General features: G+C 39.7%; 14 protein-coding genes. 8 read left to right on the top strand and 6 right to left on the bottom strand.

All coding sequences use genetic code 11. The annotated features are described in order from the left end of the window. Positions 1-133: 133 nt before the first annotated feature. Positions 134-892, top strand: coding sequence for a LuxR C-terminal-related transcriptional regulator (locus ACYVFA_RS27145; RefSeq protein ID WP_460475006.1), 759 nt, complete (start codon positions 134-136; stop codon positions 890-892). 292 nt (positions 893-1,184) lie between these two features. Here ACYVFA_RS27145 and ACYVFA_RS27140 read toward each other — a convergent pair whose 3' ends face one another. Continuing rightward, positions 1,185-3,602: an alpha-ketoacid dehydrogenase subunit alpha/beta gene (locus tag ACYVFA_RS27140; RefSeq protein ID WP_460475005.1), complete on the bottom strand. Its 2,418-nt coding sequence runs from the start codon at positions 3,600-3,602 to the stop codon at positions 1,185-1,187. Between the two features lie 479 nt (positions 3,603-4,081). On the opposite strand from ACYVFA_RS27140, the gene ACYVFA_RS27135 reads away from it, so the two are divergent. The 5 genes from ACYVFA_RS27135 to ACYVFA_RS27115 all read left to right on the top strand — a co-directional run bounded on the left by ACYVFA_RS27135 (position 4,082) and on the right by ACYVFA_RS27115 (position 9,643). Continuing rightward, positions 4,082-4,510: a DUF1573 domain-containing protein gene (locus ACYVFA_RS27135; protein ID WP_460475004.1), complete on the top strand. Its 429-nt coding sequence runs from the start codon at positions 4,082-4,084 to the stop codon at positions 4,508-4,510. 414 nt (positions 4,511-4,924) lie between these two features. Beyond that, positions 4,925-6,097, top strand: a complete 1,173-nt coding sequence (locus ACYVFA_RS27130; RefSeq protein ID WP_460475003.1) for an ATP-grasp domain-containing protein — start codon at positions 4,925-4,927, stop codon at positions 6,095-6,097. Between the two features lie 64 nt (positions 6,098-6,161). Continuing rightward, entirely contained in the window at positions 6,162-7,511 is a 1,350-nt protein-coding gene (locus tag ACYVFA_RS27125) for a glutamine synthetase family protein (RefSeq protein WP_460475002.1), read from the top strand. Between the two features lie 12 nt (positions 7,512-7,523). Next, the gene (locus ACYVFA_RS27120) at positions 7,524-8,858 is read left to right on the top strand and encodes a GntP family permease (RefSeq protein ID WP_460475001.1); all 1,335 of its coding nucleotides are present in this window, start codon (positions 7,524-7,526) and stop codon (positions 8,856-8,858) included. Positions 8,859-8,950: 92 nt separating this feature from the next. Further along, the gene (locus ACYVFA_RS27115) at positions 8,951-9,643 is read left to right on the top strand and encodes a molybdopterin-binding protein (protein ID WP_460475000.1); all 693 of its coding nucleotides are present in this window, start codon (positions 8,951-8,953) and stop codon (positions 9,641-9,643) included. A gap of 102 nt (positions 9,644-9,745) precedes the next feature. Here the strand turns inward: ACYVFA_RS27115 and ACYVFA_RS27110 are convergent, their stop codons facing one another. Further along, positions 9,746-10,666 (bottom strand): T9SS type A sorting domain-containing protein, encoded by a 921-nt coding sequence (locus ACYVFA_RS27110; protein WP_460474999.1) that lies wholly within the window; start codon positions 10,664-10,666, stop codon positions 9,746-9,748. 122 nt (positions 10,667-10,788) lie between these two features. Next, entirely contained in the window at positions 10,789-11,505 is a 717-nt protein-coding gene (locus ACYVFA_RS27105) for a pyridoxine 5'-phosphate synthase (RefSeq protein ID WP_460474998.1), read from the bottom strand. 256 nt (positions 11,506-11,761) lie between these two features. Between ACYVFA_RS27105 and ACYVFA_RS27100 the strand changes: the two genes are divergently transcribed. Together ACYVFA_RS27100 and ACYVFA_RS27095 are read left to right on the top strand one after the other, a co-directional pair. Further along, positions 11,762-12,211: a GatB/YqeY domain-containing protein gene (locus tag ACYVFA_RS27100; RefSeq protein WP_460474997.1), complete on the top strand. Its 450-nt coding sequence runs from the start codon at positions 11,762-11,764 to the stop codon at positions 12,209-12,211. A 75-nt stretch (positions 12,212-12,286) separates the two neighbouring features. Further along, positions 12,287-13,444, top strand: coding sequence for an iron-containing alcohol dehydrogenase (locus tag ACYVFA_RS27095; protein ID WP_460474996.1), 1,158 nt, complete (start codon positions 12,287-12,289; stop codon positions 13,442-13,444). A gap of 78 nt (positions 13,445-13,522) precedes the next feature. Here ACYVFA_RS27095 and ACYVFA_RS27090 read toward each other — a convergent pair whose 3' ends face one another. The 3 genes from ACYVFA_RS27090 to ACYVFA_RS27080 form a co-directional block, all read right to left on the bottom strand. Then, positions 13,523-16,816, bottom strand: a complete 3,294-nt coding sequence (locus tag ACYVFA_RS27090; RefSeq protein ID WP_460474995.1) for an Ig-like domain-containing protein — start codon at positions 16,814-16,816, stop codon at positions 13,523-13,525. Between the two features lie 267 nt (positions 16,817-17,083). Continuing rightward, entirely contained in the window at positions 17,084-20,749 is a 3,666-nt protein-coding gene (locus tag ACYVFA_RS27085; protein WP_460475222.1) for a PVC-type heme-binding CxxCH protein, read from the bottom strand. Positions 20,750-20,996: 247 nt separating this feature from the next. Next, positions 20,997-22,121 carry a Gfo/Idh/MocA family protein gene (locus ACYVFA_RS27080; RefSeq protein WP_460474994.1) on the bottom strand — a complete coding sequence of 375 codons (1,125 nt, stop codon included), beginning with the start codon at positions 22,119-22,121 and terminating at the stop codon, positions 20,997-20,999. Positions 22,122-22,126 lie beyond the last annotated feature (5 nt).

The raw sequence follows: 22,126 nt of genomic DNA, 5'->3' as shown, positions 1-22,126 counted from the left end.
ATAAAAAGCAGAAAGATAATATTGCCTATTCATCTCAACCGTAAACAAACAATTATATATGAAAGAAAAGTACATCTAATTGTAAATGTTATAGGTAGCCATGGTATTGTCGAGGGAAATAGAGAATCATTTATTGAGATTACAAGAAGTAATCAACAAATATTATCCAGACCCCATTGAAATCAATTATGAGCAATATGTTGTTCAAACAGGCATTTTTAGCCTATTTAATCAGAATCAAGGGGGGATGTCAATAATTTTTGACATTAAAAATTGTAAAATAGTAAATATTAGTAAAAATTTTACTACCTTTACGGGCTATAACAGGAAGGAGTTAGGAGAGAACATTACTTTAGGGTTTGTTTCACTATTAGCTCCGGAGCATATTTCACTAATTAGTGTTTTTGCTACCTGGATACAGAAGGTTCTGAAAAACCTTAATAAAATCTATCGGGCTGAGCACTTTTTTAACTGTTGGGGTGTTAAATTCTACAATAAAGCAGGTGAGGCGATGAAATGGCATTTAAATGCTATGCCTCTTGAATTAGATGCCGAAGGGAAACCACTTATAGTTTTTATTTCTATTCAGGATGTTACTCACTTAATAAAGGGAGATAATTATTGGATAAGAGGCGTTTTTGGAAAAGAAGAAAAGAAGATTTTTGTCTATCATTCAGCTGAAGACAAAACTGTGGAGCAGGAAATTCTGTCTGAAAGAGAAAAAGAAGTTCTGAAATATATTATACAAGGTCTGAACACCAGGCAAATCGCCGATGTTTTAGATATTAGTCCAAACACTGTAGATAATCACCGTCGGAATATGCTCGCCAGAACCGGCACCCGCGATACTACCGCGCTGATTCATCTATGCAAGATGATGGGGGTCGTTTAAAATATTTCATTTCAAAAGATATTTTTAATATTTAGTAAGTGCTTGATAATAAGCGATTTACGTAGTTGAAGTGGCTCGATAGTCAATATGACTATTGTTATATCCACAAATTATATGGAAATCGCACACTTAACTAAAAAACTCACTTTTTTAGTCACAGCAAAAGTTGTTTTGGGTTCATCGGGGGACAGATTCTGCCCCCTTTGCCTTTTTTAAGGGGTGTACTAATAAAAAAAAACGCAAACAAAATGCTTGCGTTTCTCTTCGATAAAATCAATTCTTCTATCTCGATTTATTTATATAAATCAGGAAAATCTTTTGGGCGTGCCTCATGCATTATTTCATAAACTGCATCAAAAATAGTCTCTGCATTAGGCTTTGAGAAATAATCCCCATCGGCTGCGTAGGCAGGTCGGTGGGCCTGAGCGGCAATAGCTTTAGGCGCAGAATCTAGCCAGCGATAAGCCTCTTGCTCGTCAAGTACCTTTTGCATCATAAATGCCGAAGCACCACCCGGTACATCTTCATCAGCGAAAATCACCCGATTGGTTTTTTTGATTGATTCAACAATACTGTGATGTATATCAAAAGGCAGTAGCGACTGCACATCAATTACTTCTATATGAATACCTACTTGTTCTAACTGATTAGCCGCTTCCATCACTACTCTACACATGGAGCCATACGTAACTACTGTTATATCTTCACCCTTTTTCAGAATTTCAGGAACACCTAATGGTACACAAACCTCTGAAAGGTTTTTAGGCATTTTTTCTTTGATACGATAACTGTTTAGACATTCAATAATCAATGCAGGATCATCTCCTTTCAGAATAGTATTATAGAACCCGGCAGCCTGTACAAAATTACGAGGCGTCAATATATGTATGCCACGTAAAGAGCCTAACATTGCCGACATTGGTGAGCCAGAGTGCCAGATGCCCTCTAAACGATGTCCACGTGTACGAACAATCAAGGGTGCCAGCTGACCACCAACTGTCCGGTAGCGAAGTGAAGCTAAATCGTCAGTCAGTGTAGCTAAAGCATAGTAGATATAATCAAAATACTGAATCTCTACAATCGGACGCAAACCACGCATAGCTGCTCCAATACCTTGCCCGATGATAGTTGTTTCACGAATACCGGTATCAGTTACGCGTATTTCTCCATATTTTTCCTGTAATCCGGCAAATCCCTGGTTGACATCACCTATTTTGCCTACATCTTCGCCCAAAGCAAATACTTTGGGGTCACGCGCCAATAATAGATTGAAGTAATTATTGATAATGTCGTGCCCACTTAAATCCACACTACGCTCGTCGTATTCCGGGGCAATGCCTTTCACATACATTGGTGAGGTAGGGTATTCACTCAATAGATGCGTATTGTATCTTTCTTTATTTTCTATAGCTACCTGTTGAAGCCAGCTAGTAATTACCTTTTTAGCAGGAATATCTTCCTGACGTATGATCAATAAAGCTTTCTTTACAAGACTAATCAATTCTCTACGAACAGGATTTACTGTATGCTCAAGTTCCTCTCTCAACTGGGCTATTGCCTCAGTATGTTTACTTTCAGCTCCGGCTTTTTTCAATAGTTGCGTAGTAGTATCTACATCAGGCTTAATTGATCCTCTGTAGGCTGCCCAGGCGGCATTGCGTGATTTTTGTGCAGTTTCTTTGGCTTTTATCTCAACCTCTCTTACTTCTTCCTCAGTTGCATAGCCATTCGATAAAATCCATTCTTTCAGATGCAGGTTGCAATCAAATTCATGCTCAAAATTTAAACGGTCTTTTGATTTATAACGCTCATGTGAGCCGGAAGTAGAGTGTCCTAATTGTTGGGTAACTTCTATAACATGCACCAGAACCGGAACATGCTGGTCGCGGGCATATAGTGCTGCCTGCTGATAGGCTTCTATTAACTCAACATAATTCCAGGCACGGGCTACAATAATCTCTATGCCATTAGAGCCATCTTTTCTCTGAAATCCGGCTAATGCTTCCGAAATACTGCTTTTAGTAGTCTGGTATTCAATGGGTACTGAAATACCGTATCCATCATCCCAAACTGAGAAAATAATAGGTATCTGTAAAACCCCGGCCGCATTGATTGATTCAAAAAACATTCCCTGTGAGGTAGAGGCATCACCGATAGTGGCAAAGCAAACTTCGTTTCCGTTTCTTGAAAATTGAGTGAGATATTGTAAGTCAGGATTATGTCTGAACAGCTTAGAGGCATAAGCCAGCCCGATTGCTCGGGGCATTTGTCCGGCCGTAGAAGACACATCACTGACGGTATTATATAATTCAGTCTGGTTAAGCCATTCTCCCTTATCATTAATCCAACGGTTGCCGTAGTGAGCGTTCATCGAACGCCCTGCCGAAAACGGGTCGTGATTAATGTCGGGATGGGCATATAATTGAGCGAAGAATTGTTGCCAGTTAAGGCCACCAACAGCAGCTAAAAAAGTTTGATCACGGTAGTATCCTGAGCGAAAATCACCTTTTCTGAATACCTTCGACATGGCAATTTGTGCCAGTTCTTTGCCATCACCAAATACCCCGAAATTAGCCCGGCCCATGAAAACATCTTTCCGGCCAATAGTACTAACCTCACGGCTTTCGCAGGCAATACGGTAATCATTTAAAACTTCTTCTTTAGTTAATAAAACATCTGTTGAGGTACTTAGGTCTGATGCTCCAGTCATGCTTTCAATTTTGAATGGTTAAAATGGGAAGGCGGTGCCATACAAAAAATTGTAAATATACCTTACTCAACTAATAAAACTGAAATTAGTTGTCTTACTAACTAATTATGATGTAAAGTTAACTGAAAAAAAATCATTTTTCAAAAAAATGGCCTACGAAAGAGTTTTGTTAATGACTTGTTAAAAATTTGGTATATATATAGTATTTATTATTTATTTGCGTTAGAAATAAGCATGAGAGCATGTTTAAACATTATAGTTCGACCTGCAAAGGCATCTTTTTCAGCGATACTGCGTTACATTTTTTCGATGTAACTGCCGCTTCGGCGGTCCGATGGTTACATCTGCAAAATGTGCCCGCAGCGGCGGAACGCTTGTCTAGCTAAAAAATCTGTCCTTTTCGGTTCAGAAAACAACGTTTAAACATGCTCTGACTAATAAAACAGAATTTATTTTTAACTTTAAATTATTTAAATCGAATGAAAAAATTAATTTCAACAATTGCGGTAGTTTTTGCATTTGTAGCAGCCGTACAAGCTCAAGGAGTATTAAAATTCAACAAAGAAGTACATGATTTCGGTAAAGTATCTGAAGGTCCATTAGCAACTTACAGTTTTGAAGTTACAAATACAGGTACTGCTCCGGTTGTTATTTCAAATGCTGCTGCTTCATGTGGTTGCACTACACCTGAGTGGTCAAAAGACCCAATCATGCCAGGTGCTAAAAGTGTAATCAAAGTTGGTTACAATACATCAGGTCGTCCGGGTTCATTCACAAAAACAATTACTGTTACCAGCAACGCTGAAAACGCAACAGTAATCTTAACAATCAAAGGTGAAGTAACTGCTCCATCAGCAGCGCCTTCTACTGCCCCTGCTTCGACTCCAAACGGAAAGAAAAAAGCATAATTTCTTAAGAATATATTCTTTCAAAAGGAAGCCATCTGCTCATTAGCAGGTGGCTTCTTTGCGTTTCTATATACCTGACCGATAAATTTTTAATTTCATTTCTGCGCAGACTTGCCTAAGTGAAAAAAAATATCGAATATCGAATTAGAAACTGGTTTGCAAAATAAGGTTTAATTCGCCCTTATTTACGTAAAATGAATTCTATAACTAAAATTGCAAAGAGAATATTTGTATATAAGCCGGACTTAAGTCAGGCGATGAATGCAAAATAACCTTTGTTATTTTAGACGGCGAATTCCATTCGCTGTCTTTTTTATGGTAGTGGACAGTTTCTTCATCCCAATCAATAACTAAATCATAAACTAAAGCCTTAACCTTATGAATTTTCTTTGCATTTGTACCTATTATAAAGGAATGGAGTTCCTTAGATCCTGTAAGGCCGAAGGGAACACTGTTTATCTCTTAACGAATAAAAAACTGGAACATAAGGCATGGCCGTGGGAATCGATAGACGAGACATTTTATTTAGACAATATTGATAATACCTTTGATACCTATGGAAATATTATCAAGGGGTTGGCACATCTGATGCGCAGCAAAAAGATTGACCGCATAGTAGCCTTAGACGATTTTGATGTAGAGAAAGCTGCACTTGCCCGTGAGCATTTCAGAATACCAGGTATGGGACAAACAACTGCCCGTTATTTCCGTGATAAACTGGCTATGCGAATTCAGGCAAAAGACGCAGGTATCAATGTCCCTCCGTTCAGTTCACTTTTTCATGACGTAGATATAACCGAATACCTCAATACTACTTCGGCGCCATGGGTGATTAAACCCCGCTCGGAAGCCTCGGCAACGGGTATCAAAAAAGTATATAGTTTTCAGGAAGCTTGGGATACGATTCATAGTTTAGGAGAAGAAAGACATAATTTTCTGATTGAGCAATTCAAGCCCGGCGATGTGTATCATGTAGATGCTTTAACAATTGGCGGCAAAGTGATTTTTTCGAGATGCAGCCAATATCTGAATACCCCATTTGAAGTAGCGCATGGGGGAGGAATCTTCCGCTCAGTTACGGTAGCCCATGATTCCAAAGATGAGAAAGCACTCAAAAAAGTGAATGACCAGGTAATGAAAGCCTTTGGAATGAAAGCTAGTGCTTCACATACCGAAGTGATTAAATGCTTTGAGGACGGCAAGTTTTACTTCCTTGAAACAGCTTCAAGAGTAGGAGGGGCTAATCTGGCCGAAATGGTAGAGTATTCGTCAAATATTAATCTTTGGCGCGAATGGGCAAAGATAGAAACCGCCGTGGCTACTGATGGCACTTATGAGCTACCTCCGGTAGATGATTATTATTCAGGTATTATTATTTCCCTTTCATCGCAGGAATGGCCTGATTATACTCCTTTCAATGATCCTGAAATTGTATGGAAAATGGATGACAATGATTATCATATTGGCTTAATCGTTCGTTCAAAAAGCCGCGAAAAAGTCATGGAGCTCATGGAAAAATATGCCTTAATGATTCGGGATCTGGGCTATCATGCTTCGGCTCCGGCACCTGACAAACCTGTGCATTGATAGTACAGTTTTTTAATATGTCTGTATATAAAGTACAGAACCATCAATTATTCAACACCTAAATATGACTACACAAGAAATCATTGACTACGTAAATTCACATCCATCAGGTAAAGTAAAACTGGCTGTTGCCGATATTGATGGTATTTTAAGAGGTAAATATATTAGCAAACAAAAATTTCATTCGATTATTGAAGGAGATTTAGGCTTTTGTGATGTGGTATTAGGATGGGATATGGCCGATGTTTGCTATGATAATACAGATTTTACTGGCTGGCATTCGGGCTATCCTGATGCCAAAGTCAAATTGGATTTATCTACCTTTCGTAAAATTCCGTGGGAGAATGATATACCTTTTTTCTTAGGCGAATTTATCGAAGAGGCTGCTGAAATATGCCCGAGAAACGTATTGAAGCGAGTAATAGAGCAAACAGAGCAAGCAGGTTTTAAACCTTTTTTTTCTCAGGAATTTGAATGGTTTAATTTTGAGGAAACACCTGTTTCTGCCAATGCTAAAGGCTTCCAGAATCTTACTCCTATGACGCCAGGTATGTTTGGCTATTCGATTCTGAGGAGTACACTGAAAAACGATTACATGACAGCTCTTTTTGAGCATCTGACTAAATTTGATGTGCCACTCGAAGGGCTACATACCGAAACAGGCCCGGGGGTTTACGAAGCGGCCATTACCTATTCTGATGTATTGACCGCTGCTGATAGAGCCTTACTCTTTAAAACTTCGGTCAAAGAAATAGCCTATCAGCAAGGCATTATGGCCACATTCATGGCGAAAATTAACGAAAACCTACCGGGTTGTAGTGGGCACGTACACCAAAGTCTCTGGGATAGCGATGCTAAAACCAATCTTTTCTATGATGAAAAGTCTCCCAATAAAATAAGTGAGTTGATGCAAAGCTATATGGCAGGGCAATTATATTGTTTGCCACATATTCTGCCGATGGTTGCGCCGACTATTAACAGTTACAAACGCCTGGTAGAGGGCGCATGGGCACCAACAACTCTTACATGGGCAGTGGATAACCGCACCGTAGCTTTACGGGCTTTACCTATCAGTAAAAAATCCTGTCGGATAGAAACCCGGGTAGTAGGATCTGATACAAATCCATACCTGGCTTTGGCTGCTTGTTTAGCGGCTGGTTTATATGGTATCCGTAAAAACCTTAAACTCAATCAGCCCGCAACAGTTGGTAATGGCTATCGGGATATAAGCAATGGGGTACTTCCAAGAAATCTGGATGAAGCTACCAATACCATGAAAAACTCAGCAATAGCAAAAGAGCTTTTCGGTGAAAAATTCGTTGCACATTTCACCCAAACCCGTGATTGGGAATGGCGCCAATATGCCAAAGTTGTGACCGATTGGGAGTTAAAAAGATATTTCGAGATTGTATAACCACCGCTCTGAATGATCATATTTGTTGTTTTTCTGGCTATTGTTTTCATTATTCTATCTTCAACCTGGTTTAAGCTACATCCTTTGGTAGGGCTATTATTAGCCGCTTTAGGCGTAGGTATTTTTGCAGGACTTCCTATTGATAAACTGGCTGACACCATCGGCAAAGGCTTTGGCGAACTGATGTCCAAAATAGGGCTGATGGTGATTTTAGGCTGTGTGATAGGGGCAATACTGGATAAATCAGGAGCGGCCATTAAAGTAGCAGATATTATTTTAAAACTCTTTGGCGAAAAATACCCATCATTTGCCATGTCAGTAATCGGGGCTATTGTGGGTATCCCTGTTTTTTGTGATTCAGGGTTTATCATTCTGGCAAAACTCAATAAAATTGTAGCTAAGAAAACCAAAAAGCCTTTAGGTACAATTGCCATTGCTTTATCAGGAGGGCTTTTTGCTACTCACACTTTAGTGCCACCTACACCTGGCCCATTATCTGCCGCTGGCAATCTGAATTTATCTCATGCTATCGGATTAGTTATTCTGGTAGGTTTAGTAGTATCTATTCCGAGTTTATTTTTATCAACCTGGTTTGCGCAAAAATATGCCAAGAATTTAGCCATTATTGAAGACCCGGAAGAGAACTGGAATGATACACATCATAAAACTTTGCCTGCAGGCTGGAAAGCCTTTATGCCTATTCTACTGCCAATTCTTTTAATCACGATAGCTTCATTTGCCAAAATATTAGCATTGAATGAGACCCTTACTAAATGGCTCAGCTTTCTGGGTAGCCCGCTAGTATCATTTCTGATCGCAATTGTTTTTTCTTATAGTTTATTCCCTGAAAAACCATTTGAGAAAATATTTGCCTGCTTCAAAAGCGGCATAGAACATTGCGGGACAACTTTAGTATTGGTAGGCGCAGGAGGGGCTTTTGGAGCAATACTGAAAGAAACCACATTGAAAGATATGGTGAGCGAATGGCTAATGGCCAACCAGACTTCCGGCGTTGTATTCCTATTGATTGCTTTTCTGGTAGCAGCGTTTTTCAAAACAGCTCAGGGTTCAACCACCACTTCGATGGTATTGACCTCTGGTATTTTAGCACCTTTACTCGTATCAATGGGTTTTTCAGAACCACTGGATTTGACGCTATTGGTAATGGCTATCGGTAGTGGTGCTATGACCGTCTCTCATGCCAACGATGCCTGGTTTTGGGTAGTATCACAATTTACAGGACTTACCCAAGGCGATGCCTATCGCACACATACCATTCTTACGGGCTTGCAAGGCATTGTAAGTATGATCACTGTATGTCTGATCTATTTGCTATATCACTTTTAATATTTTCATCTACCAGGCTAAAAGTTTAGAAGCAGTAACTAAACGGCGTTAAATAATGTTATACTATTTTACTTCCTATAAACAGAAACAAGATGGAAGATATAAGCAAATTAGATAAAATTATCGATGCGAGAATGAAATTGAAATCTCGCTTTGAAGATAAAATGAAAAATACGCCATCGGTAGCAGACGACCGTCCGATGGGTAAAGGCCCAGTTAACCGACACGGGATGCCACAAACTCCTGTTGGACAAACAATTACTCAGAAATGGCCAGTGCTGGATTTAGGTTATCACCCTGATATTTCACTCGACCGCTGGCGTTTGACAGTAGACGGTGACGTAGAAAATCCTGTAGTATTGAAATGGGATGATTTTATGGATTTGCCACAAACAGAAGATACGAGTGATTTCCATTGCGTAACTACGTGGTCGAAAATGGATATGGTCTGGAAAGGCGTGAGATTGATAGATATTGCGGCCCTAGTACAACCTAAAGAAACAGCTTCGCATATTTTATGCTACGGGTATGATACCTATACAACCAATGTGTCAATGGAAGAAGCTTTAAAGCCTGATGTACTATTAGCACATACAGTCTATGGAGAGCCTTTAGCTAAAGAACATGGTGGCCCGGTGCGAATGATTACACCACAATTATATGCCTGGAAAGGCTCAAAATGGATAAAGAGAATTCAGTTTCTGTCTAAAAACAAATTGGGTTTCTGGGAAGAAAGAGGGTATTCGAACACAGCCTATCCATGGAGAAATGATAGATATAGTTGATTTAATTTGTAATAATTAAGCAATAAAAAAGGAGTCACATAAAATTATGCGACTCCTTTGTGTTTCTAACCTTTCTAAATCAAAATATAATTACTCTTTCAATTATTCTTTATCTGAAGGAAGCGTTACTCTTTTCACTGTGCCATCTTCTCCTTGTGTAACAATCACAAATACCACACCTTTTTGTTTACCGATATTAATCTGACCAACGTATTCTCCGCTGAAATCTTTGATTTCATCTTTAGCTACTACATTGCCCTTCAAATCCAGAACTTTGATTGATACATCACCTTTTTCCTGGCTATTGAAACGAAGATTCAATACATCAGTTTTAGGGTTGTTCGGATAAACACTCAATCCACGAATGGTTTTGCTTGAAGATGAATTATCAAAAGCAAACATTTCTGGCATATCACGTAAATTGAACTGTAAATCTTTACCTAGTTGATTGAGATTTAAATTCAGATCTTCCATGTCTAAATTGAAATCTTTCATATCAAAATCTAAATTCATGTCTTCTTTGAAATCATCATCTTTCCCACCACGGCGATACACTTTTACACGTGGTTTTCCTTCAATAACAATATTGTCATCATCATTACGGAATTCGAAACGTTGGTTGCCATTGTCATCTCTATTACGGCTATAAGATCTTACGCGAGGTCTTTCAGTATTGTAATTGTAACTGAAATGGTCGTTATCATCATTCTGATTAAACGCTCTTTCTGGTTCGTCACCAGTGAAACTCTCTACTTCTACTTTTGTGCCACGTACTTTATCCTTGTTTTTCGCCATTACAGAATCCTGATAATTCTGAATCAGATTTTCTTTTTGCTTGTCAGATAATCCTGTAACATCAAAGCTTTTTTCGTGTACTTTGGTTTGTCCGTCAATGTCCTGCTCAATTCTGATTCGGGTTGTGCTCTTTTCTTTTTTCTTATCCTGAGCAAAAGATGCAAAAGAACTAAGAGCAATGGCGGCCATTAGACCTGCTTTGAGAGATGTACTAATTGTAGCTTTCATAATTTTATTATGTTTTTTAAGAACTTTGAAACAAAGACATTCCTGCTGGTAGAATGTTGCACAAACATAGTAAACAGTATTGTTTTTTGGCTGTTAAAGTTTCTTAAAAATTGTTAATAGGATTAGGCTAACTGCCTTAAATACAGTTGAATAGTGTTCTCTAAGCCATAGTAGAGCGCATCGCAGATAAGCGCATGACCAATAGAAACCTCTAATAGATTAGGAATATGTTGTTTAAAATAAGCCAGATTTTCAAGACTTAAATCATGCCCTGCGTTGACACCCAAACCTACTTGCTCGGCTATCTTTGCTGCCTTTGCATAATCTCTGATAGCCTCTTCTCTATTTTCAGGGTATACGTGTGCATAGCGCTCGGTATAGAGTTCAATACGGTCAGTACCCGTTTCAGCGGCACCTTCTACCATCTTTTCAATAGGATCAACAAAGATAGACACCCGGCAACCTGCGCTTTTGAAAGTTGCTACCAGGTCTTTCAACCGCTCACGATTGGCAATAGTATCCCAACCTGCATTCGAAGTAATGGCATTCAATGCATCAGGTACTAATGTAACCTGCGTGGGTTTATTAGCGAGCACCAGTTCAACAAACTTAGCCTCAGTCGGATTGCCTTCAATATTAAATTCAGTAGTAACAATCTTCTTTAAGTCATACACATCCTGATAGCGGATATGGCGTTCATCAGGGCGAGGGTGAACCGTAATACCTTGCGCGCCAAATTGTTCGCAATCAATGGCCGTTTTTACCACGTTAGGCATATTTCCGCCACGAGAATTTCTTAAAGTTGCTATTTTATTGATATTTACTGATAATTTTGTCATGATTTTTATTGGAGAAAGGAAATCGGAGAAAGGAACAAGGAAAACGTAAAAAACTCGTTCTTTTTCCGTTCTCCATTTTCCTTTCTCCAAAAAATATTAAATGAATAACTATTTGGAATTAACATTGAGTTCCCAATATCAGAAGTAAAAATAACATTTTTCTGATTTCTACGAACACCGCGAAACGAATATACGAATTGTGTTGTTCAGAAGAAATTGGATAGAAATATCTAATGTACAATAAACTACCAACAAAATGGCATTAAAAACAGAAATTGACGCACAAATTAAGGCAGCAATGCTCGCTCGTGACCAGGTAAGGCTAACAGCTTTACGCGACATTAAAAAAGTAATTTTATTAGAAGAAACCAAAGAGGGGAAAACTGGTGATTTAACACCAGATGATGAATTAAAATTACTGACAAAAGCTGCCAAACAAAGAAGAGAATCAGCCGATATTTATCGTACACAAAATCGTCCTGATTTATTAGATAAAGAATTAGCAGAATTGGCTATCATTGAAGAATTCCTGCCAAAACAATTAACAGAAGACGAACTCAAAGCAAAATTACAGGAAATCATTGCTCGCATAGGTGCTTCTGGCCCGGGTGATATGGGTAAGGTAATGGGAGTAGCTTCAAAAGAATTGGCAGGTTTGGCCGATGGTAAAGCTATTTCAGCTAATGTAAAAGCACTTTTAGCATAATATATCTTTTATATACTGTATAAGAATGCCATGTTTATTGTAAGCATGGCATTCCTATTTTAAATTACAAAAGCCATGTTTAACAACTTCATTTATCAGAACCCCGTAAAAGTTATTTTCGGCAAAGGCCAGATTGCTCAACTGGGCAAGCAAATTCCTAAAGACGCTAAAATTCTGCTAACCTATGGTGGAGGTAGTATTTTTAAAAACGGGGTTTATGACCAGGTAAAAAAAGCTTTGGAAGATAGAAATATCATAGAATTCGGTGGTATTGAAGCCAATCCGACTTACGAAACCCTGATGCAAGCTGTAGAATTAAGTAGGAAAGAAAACATCGATTTCCTATTGGCAGTTGGTGGAGGCTCAGTGTTGGATGGTACAAAATTCATCGCAGCTGCAATTCCTTACGAAGGAGACGATGCCTGGCAACTGGTAACAGGAAAGGCTAAAATCAAAAAGGCTATATCTGTTGGTTCGGTGCTTACCTTGCCTGCTACAGGTTCGGAAATGAACTTTTTTGCCGTAATCAGCCGCAAAGATACCCATGAGAAGAAAGGGATGGGGCATCCATTATTATACCCTGCCTTTTCAATTCTTGACCCTGAAACTACTTATTCATTGCCTCAGAAACAGGTTGCCAATGGTATTGCTGATGCTTTTACCCACGTAATGGAGCAATATATGACCTATCCTGTAAATGCTGAAATACAAGACCGATTTGCTGAATCAATTATTCAGACCTTGATTTCAGTAGCGCCCAAAACATTAGAAAACCCAACAGATTATGAAGCTCGCGCCAATTTTATGTGGGCCGCTACAGTGGCATTGAATGGCTTTATAAGCGTTGGTGTACCACAAGATTGGGCTACACACGAGATTGGCCATGAGTTAACAGCTTTTCATGGCATAGACCACGGCCGTACTTTAGCCGTAGTATTGCCTCATTTGATGCGACTGAAAAAAGAAGACAAACGTGGCAAATTGATTCAATACGCTCAAAGAGTCTGGAATCTGAGCGGTACAGAAGATGAATTGGTAGAAGGAGCTATCCAGAAAACCATCGATTTCTATGAATCATTAGAAATCCCAACCAAAGCCAGTGCTTATGGTATCGGACAAGAAACGATTGATAAAATTGTAAAACGTTTTGAAGAGGGGAAAGTAGTTTTAGGTGAAAGAGGAAATATTACACCTGCTGTTGTGGGAGAGATTTTGGAGATGAGTATTGGCTAAAAAATCAAATTATAAGCAAAAGGCATTGTACCAGTACAATGCCTTTTGCTTATAATTTGATTGAAGAATTTACTCATTTTATGGGCAATTCTGTATAGAGGCTAAAAATACTTCTCCTGAACCAGCCTGAAACCCAGGCACCAATATAATGGCATTTCCGGCATAGTAGCTGGTCGGATTAGCTACATTAGAAGAGCTTGTGATTGTCTGTGAAGCTCGGTATGTACCAGATGCCTGTGTTGGATTAGTAAATGAAAGATTTATATTAACAGTAGCAGTAACTTGACTTCTGCTGCTCACACAATTGCCAATGGTACAGCTAACATAATAAGTTGTACTGCTGCCAATACCAGGAGTAGTATAAGAACCGCCAGTAGTTAATGCAGTAGTTGCTGATGCACTAGCAAACCATTTGATAGTGCCACCACTACAACCTGATGCTGTAAGAGTAACAGTCCCAGCACCACAACGACTCACAGAAGTAGTAGTTGGTGCTTCCGGAGCAGTGGTAATGGTAGCAGTAATCGGAACTCTATTACTAAGGCAGTTACCATTGCTACAGTTTACATAATAAGTTGTTGTGTTGCTGATAGTAGGAGTAGTATAAGAGTTGCCGGTTGTCAGAACAGTGGTCGTTGTTGTATTAGTATACCATCTGATAGTACCACTAGTACACCCTGAGGCCGAAAGCATAACTGTACCAGTGCCACATCTGCTACCTGAAACGGTTGATGGTGGGCCAGGAATAATGGCAATAAAGGCAGTTGCAGAAACTCTGCTGCTTTCACAATCCTCAATAGTACAGCCTACATAATAAGTTGTATTACTACTAATGGTAGGGGTAGTGTAAGAAGTCCCGGTTGTCAAAACGGTAGTGGTAGTTGTATTCTCATACCATTTGATTGTTCCTCCAATACATCCCGAGGCTGAAAGTGTAACAGTACCTGTACCGCAACGACTAGCAGATACGACCGAGGGTGTTACCGGAGCAGGAGTAACAGTAGCAGTGACCTGAGCTCGGCTACTCGTACAATTACCATTAGTACAACCTACATAATAGATGGTAGTATCATTGATATTTGGAGTAGTATAGGAACTTCCGGTTGTCAAAACGGTAGTAGTCGTTGCATTTTCATACCATTTGATAGTGCCACCACTACAACCAGAAGCCGAAAGTGTAACAGTACCCATACCGCAACGACTGGCGGATATAGTAGATGGGGCACTCGGAATAACAGTAATCGTTATCGCAATCTCATTACTATTTTTTGAGGGTTTTGATGCTATTACTCTTACTTTATAATTTGATCCTGCTGTGGTTTCTGCCGGAATCACTCCATTTATAGTGCCGCTGTTAGCTGTACTTGTTAATGTGCCAATCTCTATAGGGCTATTGAAACTTCCGCTCGAATTAGATAATTGTAATTTATACTGATTATTAGTACCAAATTTTCCAACTGAAGAGAAAGAGATGCTTATATCTGTCCCCTGACAAAATGAAGTATTTGAGGGAGTGGATGCTGTAACAGAATAAAGAGATAATACAGCATTATCGGCTTTTATTAAACCATTACCAGTCAAGAAATCGAATCCAGTTGTGTTCATATCTGTGCATGAATTAATAAGGGACGTTTTGATTTCATTAACAGTAATGTTCGTTTTAGCTTGTCGCATCAGCGCAGCTACTCCAGCAGCATGTGGAGCTGCGGCAGAAGTTCCACTAAAATTAGGACTTCCGTCTCCCTCAAAGTCATACCCACTTATAAAAAACGAAGTATTTGCATTATCAGGGGCTACTATTTCAGGTTTTTGTCGGATAACGCCTGAAGGTAATAAAGCGCCAGCAACTGAGCGATAAATTGGAGTGCCACCAAGAGATGAATAGCTCTCGATTACAGGAGGGGTTACTCCGTATGCCGGAGTTCTATGATAACTGGCTGCACCTACTGCAATAGCTCCAGCTGCATTGGGATGCCCGATAAGAGTCGATTTCTTTATACCTGCAATACTTGTTGGAGTCCCACTCCAACTGAAACCGTAATATCCATTTAGTTTTAAATTTCTTGGGTCAGCCCCTGAATATTTAGTAATCATGATATAAACAGTACCCGTTCCTCCTATTTCAACAAGTTCAACAGGATCATATCCTATATTAGTGTCATAGCCGGCAGTCAATATCTCTAAGCCATCGCCAAGGTCTGCAAACACATATAAATCCACGTCGGATGAAGCTCCGGGCGAATTATCATCAATGCTGGCATAAGGGTCATCCCACTCTAAAACCATTAATGTATAATCTTCGACTGCAATTGGTAGCAGATAAACTGGGTTGGCATTGGTTCCAAAATTATGCGCAATATCTGGATAGCCTGAAAAAGGAAAATAAGTTGACGACTTGTAAGGGGCTTCATAGGAGTTGTTTATGTCATTACCTGCGGCAGAAAAGTAAGATACGCCATAATTGCTAGTCACATAATCTACAGCCTGAGCCACTATACCGTCCTGGAAATAAGGCGCTGTAAGATAACCGATATCATCAACAATAACTTTACAACCCGCCTGAGCTAAAGCTAATATGCCATTAGCGAAATCTGGCTCACCTTTGAAGGCAGAATAATAGTATAATTGAGCCCCAGGTGCTACATCATGAACAATTTCAGCCATTGCCCTTCCTTCATCTGCTCCTATGGTAGATTCGCTAAGAACGGTAACCGGTGTAGTATAACCATTCGGATTCCCAGTGCCAGGCAGTTCTCCTGCATTTACTCCCGCGGCAGCACCACCTAGTAAATTATAACTGTCTGACATAATCCCGACTTTCACCCCTGCTCCATTTAAGCCCGTTAAATTTCTGGCAATGTCCGAACGTTGGGCTGCATCCCCTTGTGATAATACATTGCCTGATCGGGTTAATGGCTTTCGGGTTGGTTGTAGCCAGCGACATGACTTCAGTTTACCGATTGCATTCAATTGATCAAACGTTGGTAAACAAGTGACGATTTTTTTATGATGTGCTACTATTTTTACGTTTAGTGCTTTTAAGTCATTTACTAAATCAGTATCCTCATTTAATCCTATCACATCAACCATTATAGAGTCTTGGGTCAGATAAGATAAAGACTTTCCAGTCTTTATAAGGGAGTCTTTACTGATAAGGCCATTTTTTAAGTCATCATGTTTTTTTACCAATGTTTTTAAACCTAATTTAAACTTACTCGTATCAGGTTTAAATTTACCATTACCATTTTTTAAAACTAATCCACTGGTATTTGCTGGTTTAAATTGAGCGAATGAAGTATTTGTAAAAAGAGAAATCGAAACGACGACTATGAATAGCTTTATTTTATTAAAAATTAGTATAGATGGTCTCATAGTTGTTAAATATTTTTGATTCGGTTTTGAAGAGTATTTGTCAAGTGAGCAGGTATTTGTCCTCCTAAAAAATTAATTTAAAATAACTATAAGTAGTTCTCATATTCAAGAAATATTTATTAATCGGCAACCTGCCTTAAAGAAAATTATTTACCGTAGCTTTTTATTACAAAATCTTAAAATAAGAAAACAAAAACAGCCCCTTAATCAAGGAGCTGTTTGTTATTAATTACAATCTACTCTAACGTATTTGGTTAGTTAAAAATCTTATTTCACTACTTTCATCGTTCCAAACATTAATCGCCAGTGGCCTGGGAATGTACAAACGAATGGGTAATTACCAACTTCCGTCGGAGCAGTGAATTTTAAACGATAAGTTTCATTCGGGTTTACCAATGGGGTTGCCGCTATAACCTGCGGGATGCTTGGTACATAGTTTTTCTCGGCAGCATCTTTTTGGGTAATCATCTTATCAGCTGCTTTGCCAATAATTTCCATGCTTTTCTGCTTGCCTATTACCATATTGTGCTGCATGGCATCAGGGTTTTCAAATACCACTACCACAGGTTTACCAGCTTTAACAGTAAACTCCTTCTTATCAAATTTCATTTCTTCTTTAATAGACTTGATATTGATTACAATGGCATCTTTATCATCGCCAGCATTGCTGCTTTTCAAGCCCCATGCTACCAATAGTTTGTTCAATCTATCAGCATTCGTTTCTGTCAGTTTTGTGCTTAACGAAGCCAGGAATTTCTGATTATCAGCGTTTACTTTATCTTTTTTACGAGGATTCCAGCCATTAGACATACCTTTCAATAAGGCTACGTTTTCAGTGGCTGGCAGTTTGTCCCAGTCCTTTAGCATAGCCGCCAGCGTATCCGCAGGCATTACCGAAGCATAACTTCTGGCAGCTCTTTCCAAAGCAAAGGTTGATAGTTTTTGTGCCTGTTGGAAAGTAACTTTCTTACTGTAATAGTTATTCTTCTCGTTGTTTTCTTCTATTTTATTCTCATAATCAACCATGATATTGAAAGTATAATCACCTGCTATATCTGCTCCAAAATAAAAGTCTCCAGACCAAGGTCCATTCGTATTTTTCGAGATAGTAACGGTTTCACCCGGTGCTACACCGCTATTATGAACCATACTCCAGATAGTATATTTTTGCCCTTGCCCTGTAATGTCAATTTTCAATGAAACCACATTACCCTTTTTCAATGAATCTTTGCCATTGTTTTTTACCTCTACAAAGTAGCGCATTCCCTCACGTACATAAGGAGAACTCGGCTCTGCACGCAAATTAGTAATCACTAAATCAACACCGTTTGTAGGAGCAGGCATTGCTTTAGGTGCTTCTTTGGTAGTTGAGGCAGCCATAGTTCCATGATTCATTGCCGAATGGTCATGTCCCATAGGTGCAGCACTCGCATTGCTGGTCAGCTTATTCAGGTATTTTTTCAATAATACTGATTTATGGCTGGTTAAGGCAACTGCAAAGGCATCAGGCAACCAACGATCGTTGCTTTCAGTCGCTTGTTCCATACGAGTAAGCAATGCCTGCTCAGAAGCCGGAGTCAATGGTAGTTCACTCAAAGCCAGAACTGCATTCAAAACAACTATTGGCTCTTTACTATTCAGCAAATCATTTTGTAAGATAATATCTACTGAGTTTTGTGTATTAGGCAAAACCTGAATCGCATTCTTCTGAACTGCCCATGATGGGTGTTTTAAAGCACCGATTACAGCCTGCAAAGCCTCTTTATTACTTTCAATCGCACCTAAACCTTTCAATGCCCAGATGGCGTGAATAGCAGCTGTATTCAATCCGATTTCATCAACTGACTGGTCTTTTACTAAAGCTATCAAAGCGGGTACTACATCTGTTTTACCACGTTCAACCAATAATCTTTGTGCATGGCTTCTCCAGAATAGATTGCTGTTTTTCAAAGCAGCTACCAATTCATCAGGATGATCTTTGCTTAGTGAAAGAGGCGTATAAGCAGGTGCTTCTTTCCAACCTACCCGATAGATACGACCATGTGTAAAGTCACGTAAATCCGTCTGATAGGCATTACCAAATCCATTTTCAAAACCTTTCGGAACTGGGTTATGCTGAATAATATAACTATACCAGTCTGCGACCCAGACAGCGCCATCAGGGCCTACTTCGGCAAATACCGGAGAGAACCATTCGTCAGCACCAGCCATCAGATTAAATGACTCTTTGTCTTCGTAGTTTGTACCTTTTTTCTCCATCAGGTTCTGGTGAAGAATATGTCCGGTTGGTTCTGATACAAAAGCAATCTGATTCCAGTAGTTTTTAGGGAATGCCCTCGCCGTATAGAAATTATGCCCTGCGGCGGCTGTGAAACCACCAAAAACGTCTACCTGTCTTACTTTTTCTGTAATAGGTTTCATGTCTTTATGCGTATCAGTCGAGCGGCTACCATTATCGCCATTAAAGCCTGGATTCAGGAAGTTTCTGTGCGGAATCGCCATATACCAGCCATGTGAGTTATTGGCAGTAGAGCCAAATACATCACCAGCTTCATTGAAGCCCATACCCCAGGTATTGTTAGAGGTACTTGTTACCCATTCCATAGCCGAACCATCAGGTTTGAAACGGAATAAGGCTTGTCCGAATTTCAAACTATCAGCTGTACCGATTTTACCTTTATATCCTGAATAGCCCACACAACCCCAGATCCAGTTGTCGAAACCATAATGTAGGTTCGATGGCCCTGCGTGGGTATCGCCAGTGCCGAATCCGGTGAATAAGACTTTCTTTTCATCCGCTTTATCATCTCCATCCGTATCTTTCAGGAAGAGCATATGAGGTGCTTGTGACACAATTAATCCACCATTGGCAAATACCATTCCTGTTGGGATACTTAAGCCCTCAGCAAAACGGGTAAATTTATCAGCCTTACCATCTTTATCAGTATCTTCACAAATCAGAATATAGTCACTACCGCCTGATTCTTTTCTTTCGTTCGGATAATCTTTGGTAATCAACACATATAATCTGCCTTTTTCGTCCCACGACATCGCAATCGGGTGTTGTACATTCGGCTCAGCGGCAAACAGATTCAATGTAAAATCAACTGGCACCTGAATATGTTTCATTGATTCTTCCGGTGAGAGCGGAAATTGTTGCAATTGCACACCCGGACGTTTCTCATAGTTTGGCAATTTAGCCTCTCTATATTCAAAAGGTTTCGGATTCAAAGCTGCATGAGCCGATCTTGCACCTTCATCAACTGCCCAGATAATACCGTTATACAATAATTGTTGGAAAGCCGCATTGCTCCATGTATTATCATCATGTCCATAAGCTGTATAAAATACACGGCCTTTCCCATAAGTACGAGTCCAGGTATAAGGCTCAATATTCGTTTCAGGGCGGTCTGCTTTCTGGTCGGCTTTAATTTCACGTACCATCAGCACATTATTATCCGGCTGCAACTGGCTATGCAGATAGGTTTCATCATAAGATTTGATGGTTGGCAAGTCTTTTACTATCAGATGTGTTGGTAAAACCACCTTTGCCTGAATGGTATCCATTTTATGCCGCCAGAATTGCCCACCAACTAGTTTCACATATTCAGGTGAGTTTCGGAAACAGAATGAGGCGCAGTGAATGGGCAGAATACCTTTGCCGGAGGCTACATAATCTAATAAGGCTTTTTCCGCTGCTGGGGTGATTTCATCCCAGTTGGCATAAATCATCAAGGCATCATACTTAGCCAGATTCTTAGGATTAATATCCTCCAGATGGTCAGTATAAGTAAAGTTAACCCCTTTAGACCCCAGCGCTGCCATCAACGTCGGAAGCCTTTCTATGGGGGTATGGTGTCCATTATCGCCTAGAAACAAGATTTCCAGTCGGCGGCCTTTTTGAGCTTGAACACCTTGCCAAAGCAAGATCATCAAGAGTATTAATGTTTTTTTCATGAGATTTTTAATGCAGAGTTTTTTTATTCGTAGTGATAGGCAATTATAGAAGAGGTTGTCTTAAAACTAAAGGATCGAAGGTGCTTTTTATCGAGATACAACCCCACTCTCTAAATCTCTCTCCCCATTGTTGGGGAGAGAGACTTTTTTTTGTCCTCTCCCCAACAATGGAGAGGGCTAGGGTGGGGTCTTTCAAAAGTTTTCTAGACGCCTTCATATATAATTATACATTCTGAAAGTCTGGTAAATTCATGATTTTACCACCTTGCATAGCTGATTCGTGTGCTAAGATACCCACGCTTGTCCAGTTAGCCGATTGTGCGGCATTCGGGAATGGTTCACGGTCTTCAACAAGAGCCATTAAGAACTCATGCGCTAAATGCGGGTGAGAACCACCATGACCTGAACCTTGGGTAAATGATAAGTGGTTGTTTTCTCCCAAATCATATACACCTTTGGTTGTGAAATCCTGAATTTCTTCCGGTAATAAATGGGCATAATCTTTCACCGTTACTTTTTCAGGAATTTCATGTTCAGGCTTTTTCGCAGTATGAATGATATGCTCTTCATGCTCTACCAATGCCCACTCAAAAGATTTTTTAGAGCCATATACCTCAAAACTTTCTCTGTATTGACGGGCTACATCAAACAACGAACGATATACATAGGCGCTCAAATCGCTGTCTTTAAACTTAATATGTGCCGATTCAACCGCAAAAGGTGAGTTATGAATCTGAGCCAATTCTTCACGGATAGTACCCGAGCCAAAGCATGAAACATATTCAGCTTCTAATTTTAATAAACCAGCTACAGGGCCTACACAGTGCGTAGCGTAGTGCATAGGAGGTAATCCCGGCCAGTAATCCGGCCAGCCGTCCATGTCTTGTTGGTGACTTGCTTTCAGGAATTGCACTTTTCCTAATTCGCCTTTTTCATATAATTCTTTCACAAACAAAAACTCACGGGCATACACCACCGTTTCCATCATCATGTATTTTTTGCCTGTTTCTTTCACCGCCTTTACAATAGCCATACAATCTTCTACCGAAGTAGCCATCGGAACCGTACAAGCCACGTGTTTGCCTGCATACAAGGCTTTCAGCGTTTGCTCTGCATGATTCGGGATAGGTGAGTTGATATGTACGGCATCAATATCCGGGTCTTTCAGCAATTCGTCATAATCAGAATAGCGTTTTTCGATACCGAAAGCATCGCCAATCTGATTGAGTTTCTCTACATTACGCTGGCAAATGGCATACATATTGGCATTTGGGTGGCGCTGATAAATAGGAATAAACTCGGCACCAAAGCCAAGCCCGACGATAGCAATATTGATTTTTTTCGACATATTTG

The sequence above is a fragment of the Emticicia fontis genome (assembly GCF_054779675.1).
The sequence above is the reverse complement of the archived record's forward strand: the minus strand, read 5'-3'. Positions and strand labels throughout refer to the sequence as shown.

Coding starts and splice junctions, on each gene's coding strand:
- ACYVFA_RS27080 (WP_460474994.1), bottom strand. CDS start 22,121: ATGTCGAAAAAAATCAATATTGCTATCGTCGGGCTTGGCTTTGGTGCC.
- ACYVFA_RS27120 (WP_460475001.1), top strand. CDS start 7,524: ATGATCATATTTGTTGTTTTTCTGGCTATTGTTTTCATTATTCTATCT.
- ACYVFA_RS27135 (WP_460475004.1), top strand. CDS start 4,082: ATGAAAAAATTAATTTCAACAATTGCGGTAGTTTTTGCATTTGTAGCA.
- ACYVFA_RS27100 (WP_460474997.1), top strand. CDS start 11,762: ATGGCATTAAAAACAGAAATTGACGCACAAATTAAGGCAGCAATGCTC.
- ACYVFA_RS27140 (WP_460475005.1), bottom strand. CDS start 3,602: ATGACTGGAGCATCAGACCTAAGTACCTCAACAGATGTTTTATTAACT.
- ACYVFA_RS27125 (WP_460475002.1), top strand. CDS start 6,162: ATGACTACACAAGAAATCATTGACTACGTAAATTCACATCCATCAGGT.
- ACYVFA_RS27130 (WP_460475003.1), top strand. CDS start 4,925: ATGGAGTTCCTTAGATCCTGTAAGGCCGAAGGGAACACTGTTTATCTC.
- ACYVFA_RS27085 (WP_460475222.1), bottom strand. CDS start 20,749: ATGATCTTGCTTTGGCAAGGTGTTCAAGCTCAAAAAGGCCGCCGACTG.
- ACYVFA_RS27105 (WP_460474998.1), bottom strand. CDS start 11,505: ATGACAAAATTATCAGTAAATATCAATAAAATAGCAACTTTAAGAAAT.
- ACYVFA_RS27115 (WP_460475000.1), top strand. CDS start 8,951: ATGGAAGATATAAGCAAATTAGATAAAATTATCGATGCGAGAATGAAA.
- ACYVFA_RS27090 (WP_460474995.1), bottom strand. CDS start 16,816: ATGAGACCATCTATACTAATTTTTAATAAAATAAAGCTATTCATAGTC.
- ACYVFA_RS27095 (WP_460474996.1), top strand. CDS start 12,287: ATGTTTAACAACTTCATTTATCAGAACCCCGTAAAAGTTATTTTCGGC.
- ACYVFA_RS27110 (WP_460474999.1), bottom strand. CDS start 10,666: ATGAAAGCTACAATTAGTACATCTCTCAAAGCAGGTCTAATGGCCGCC.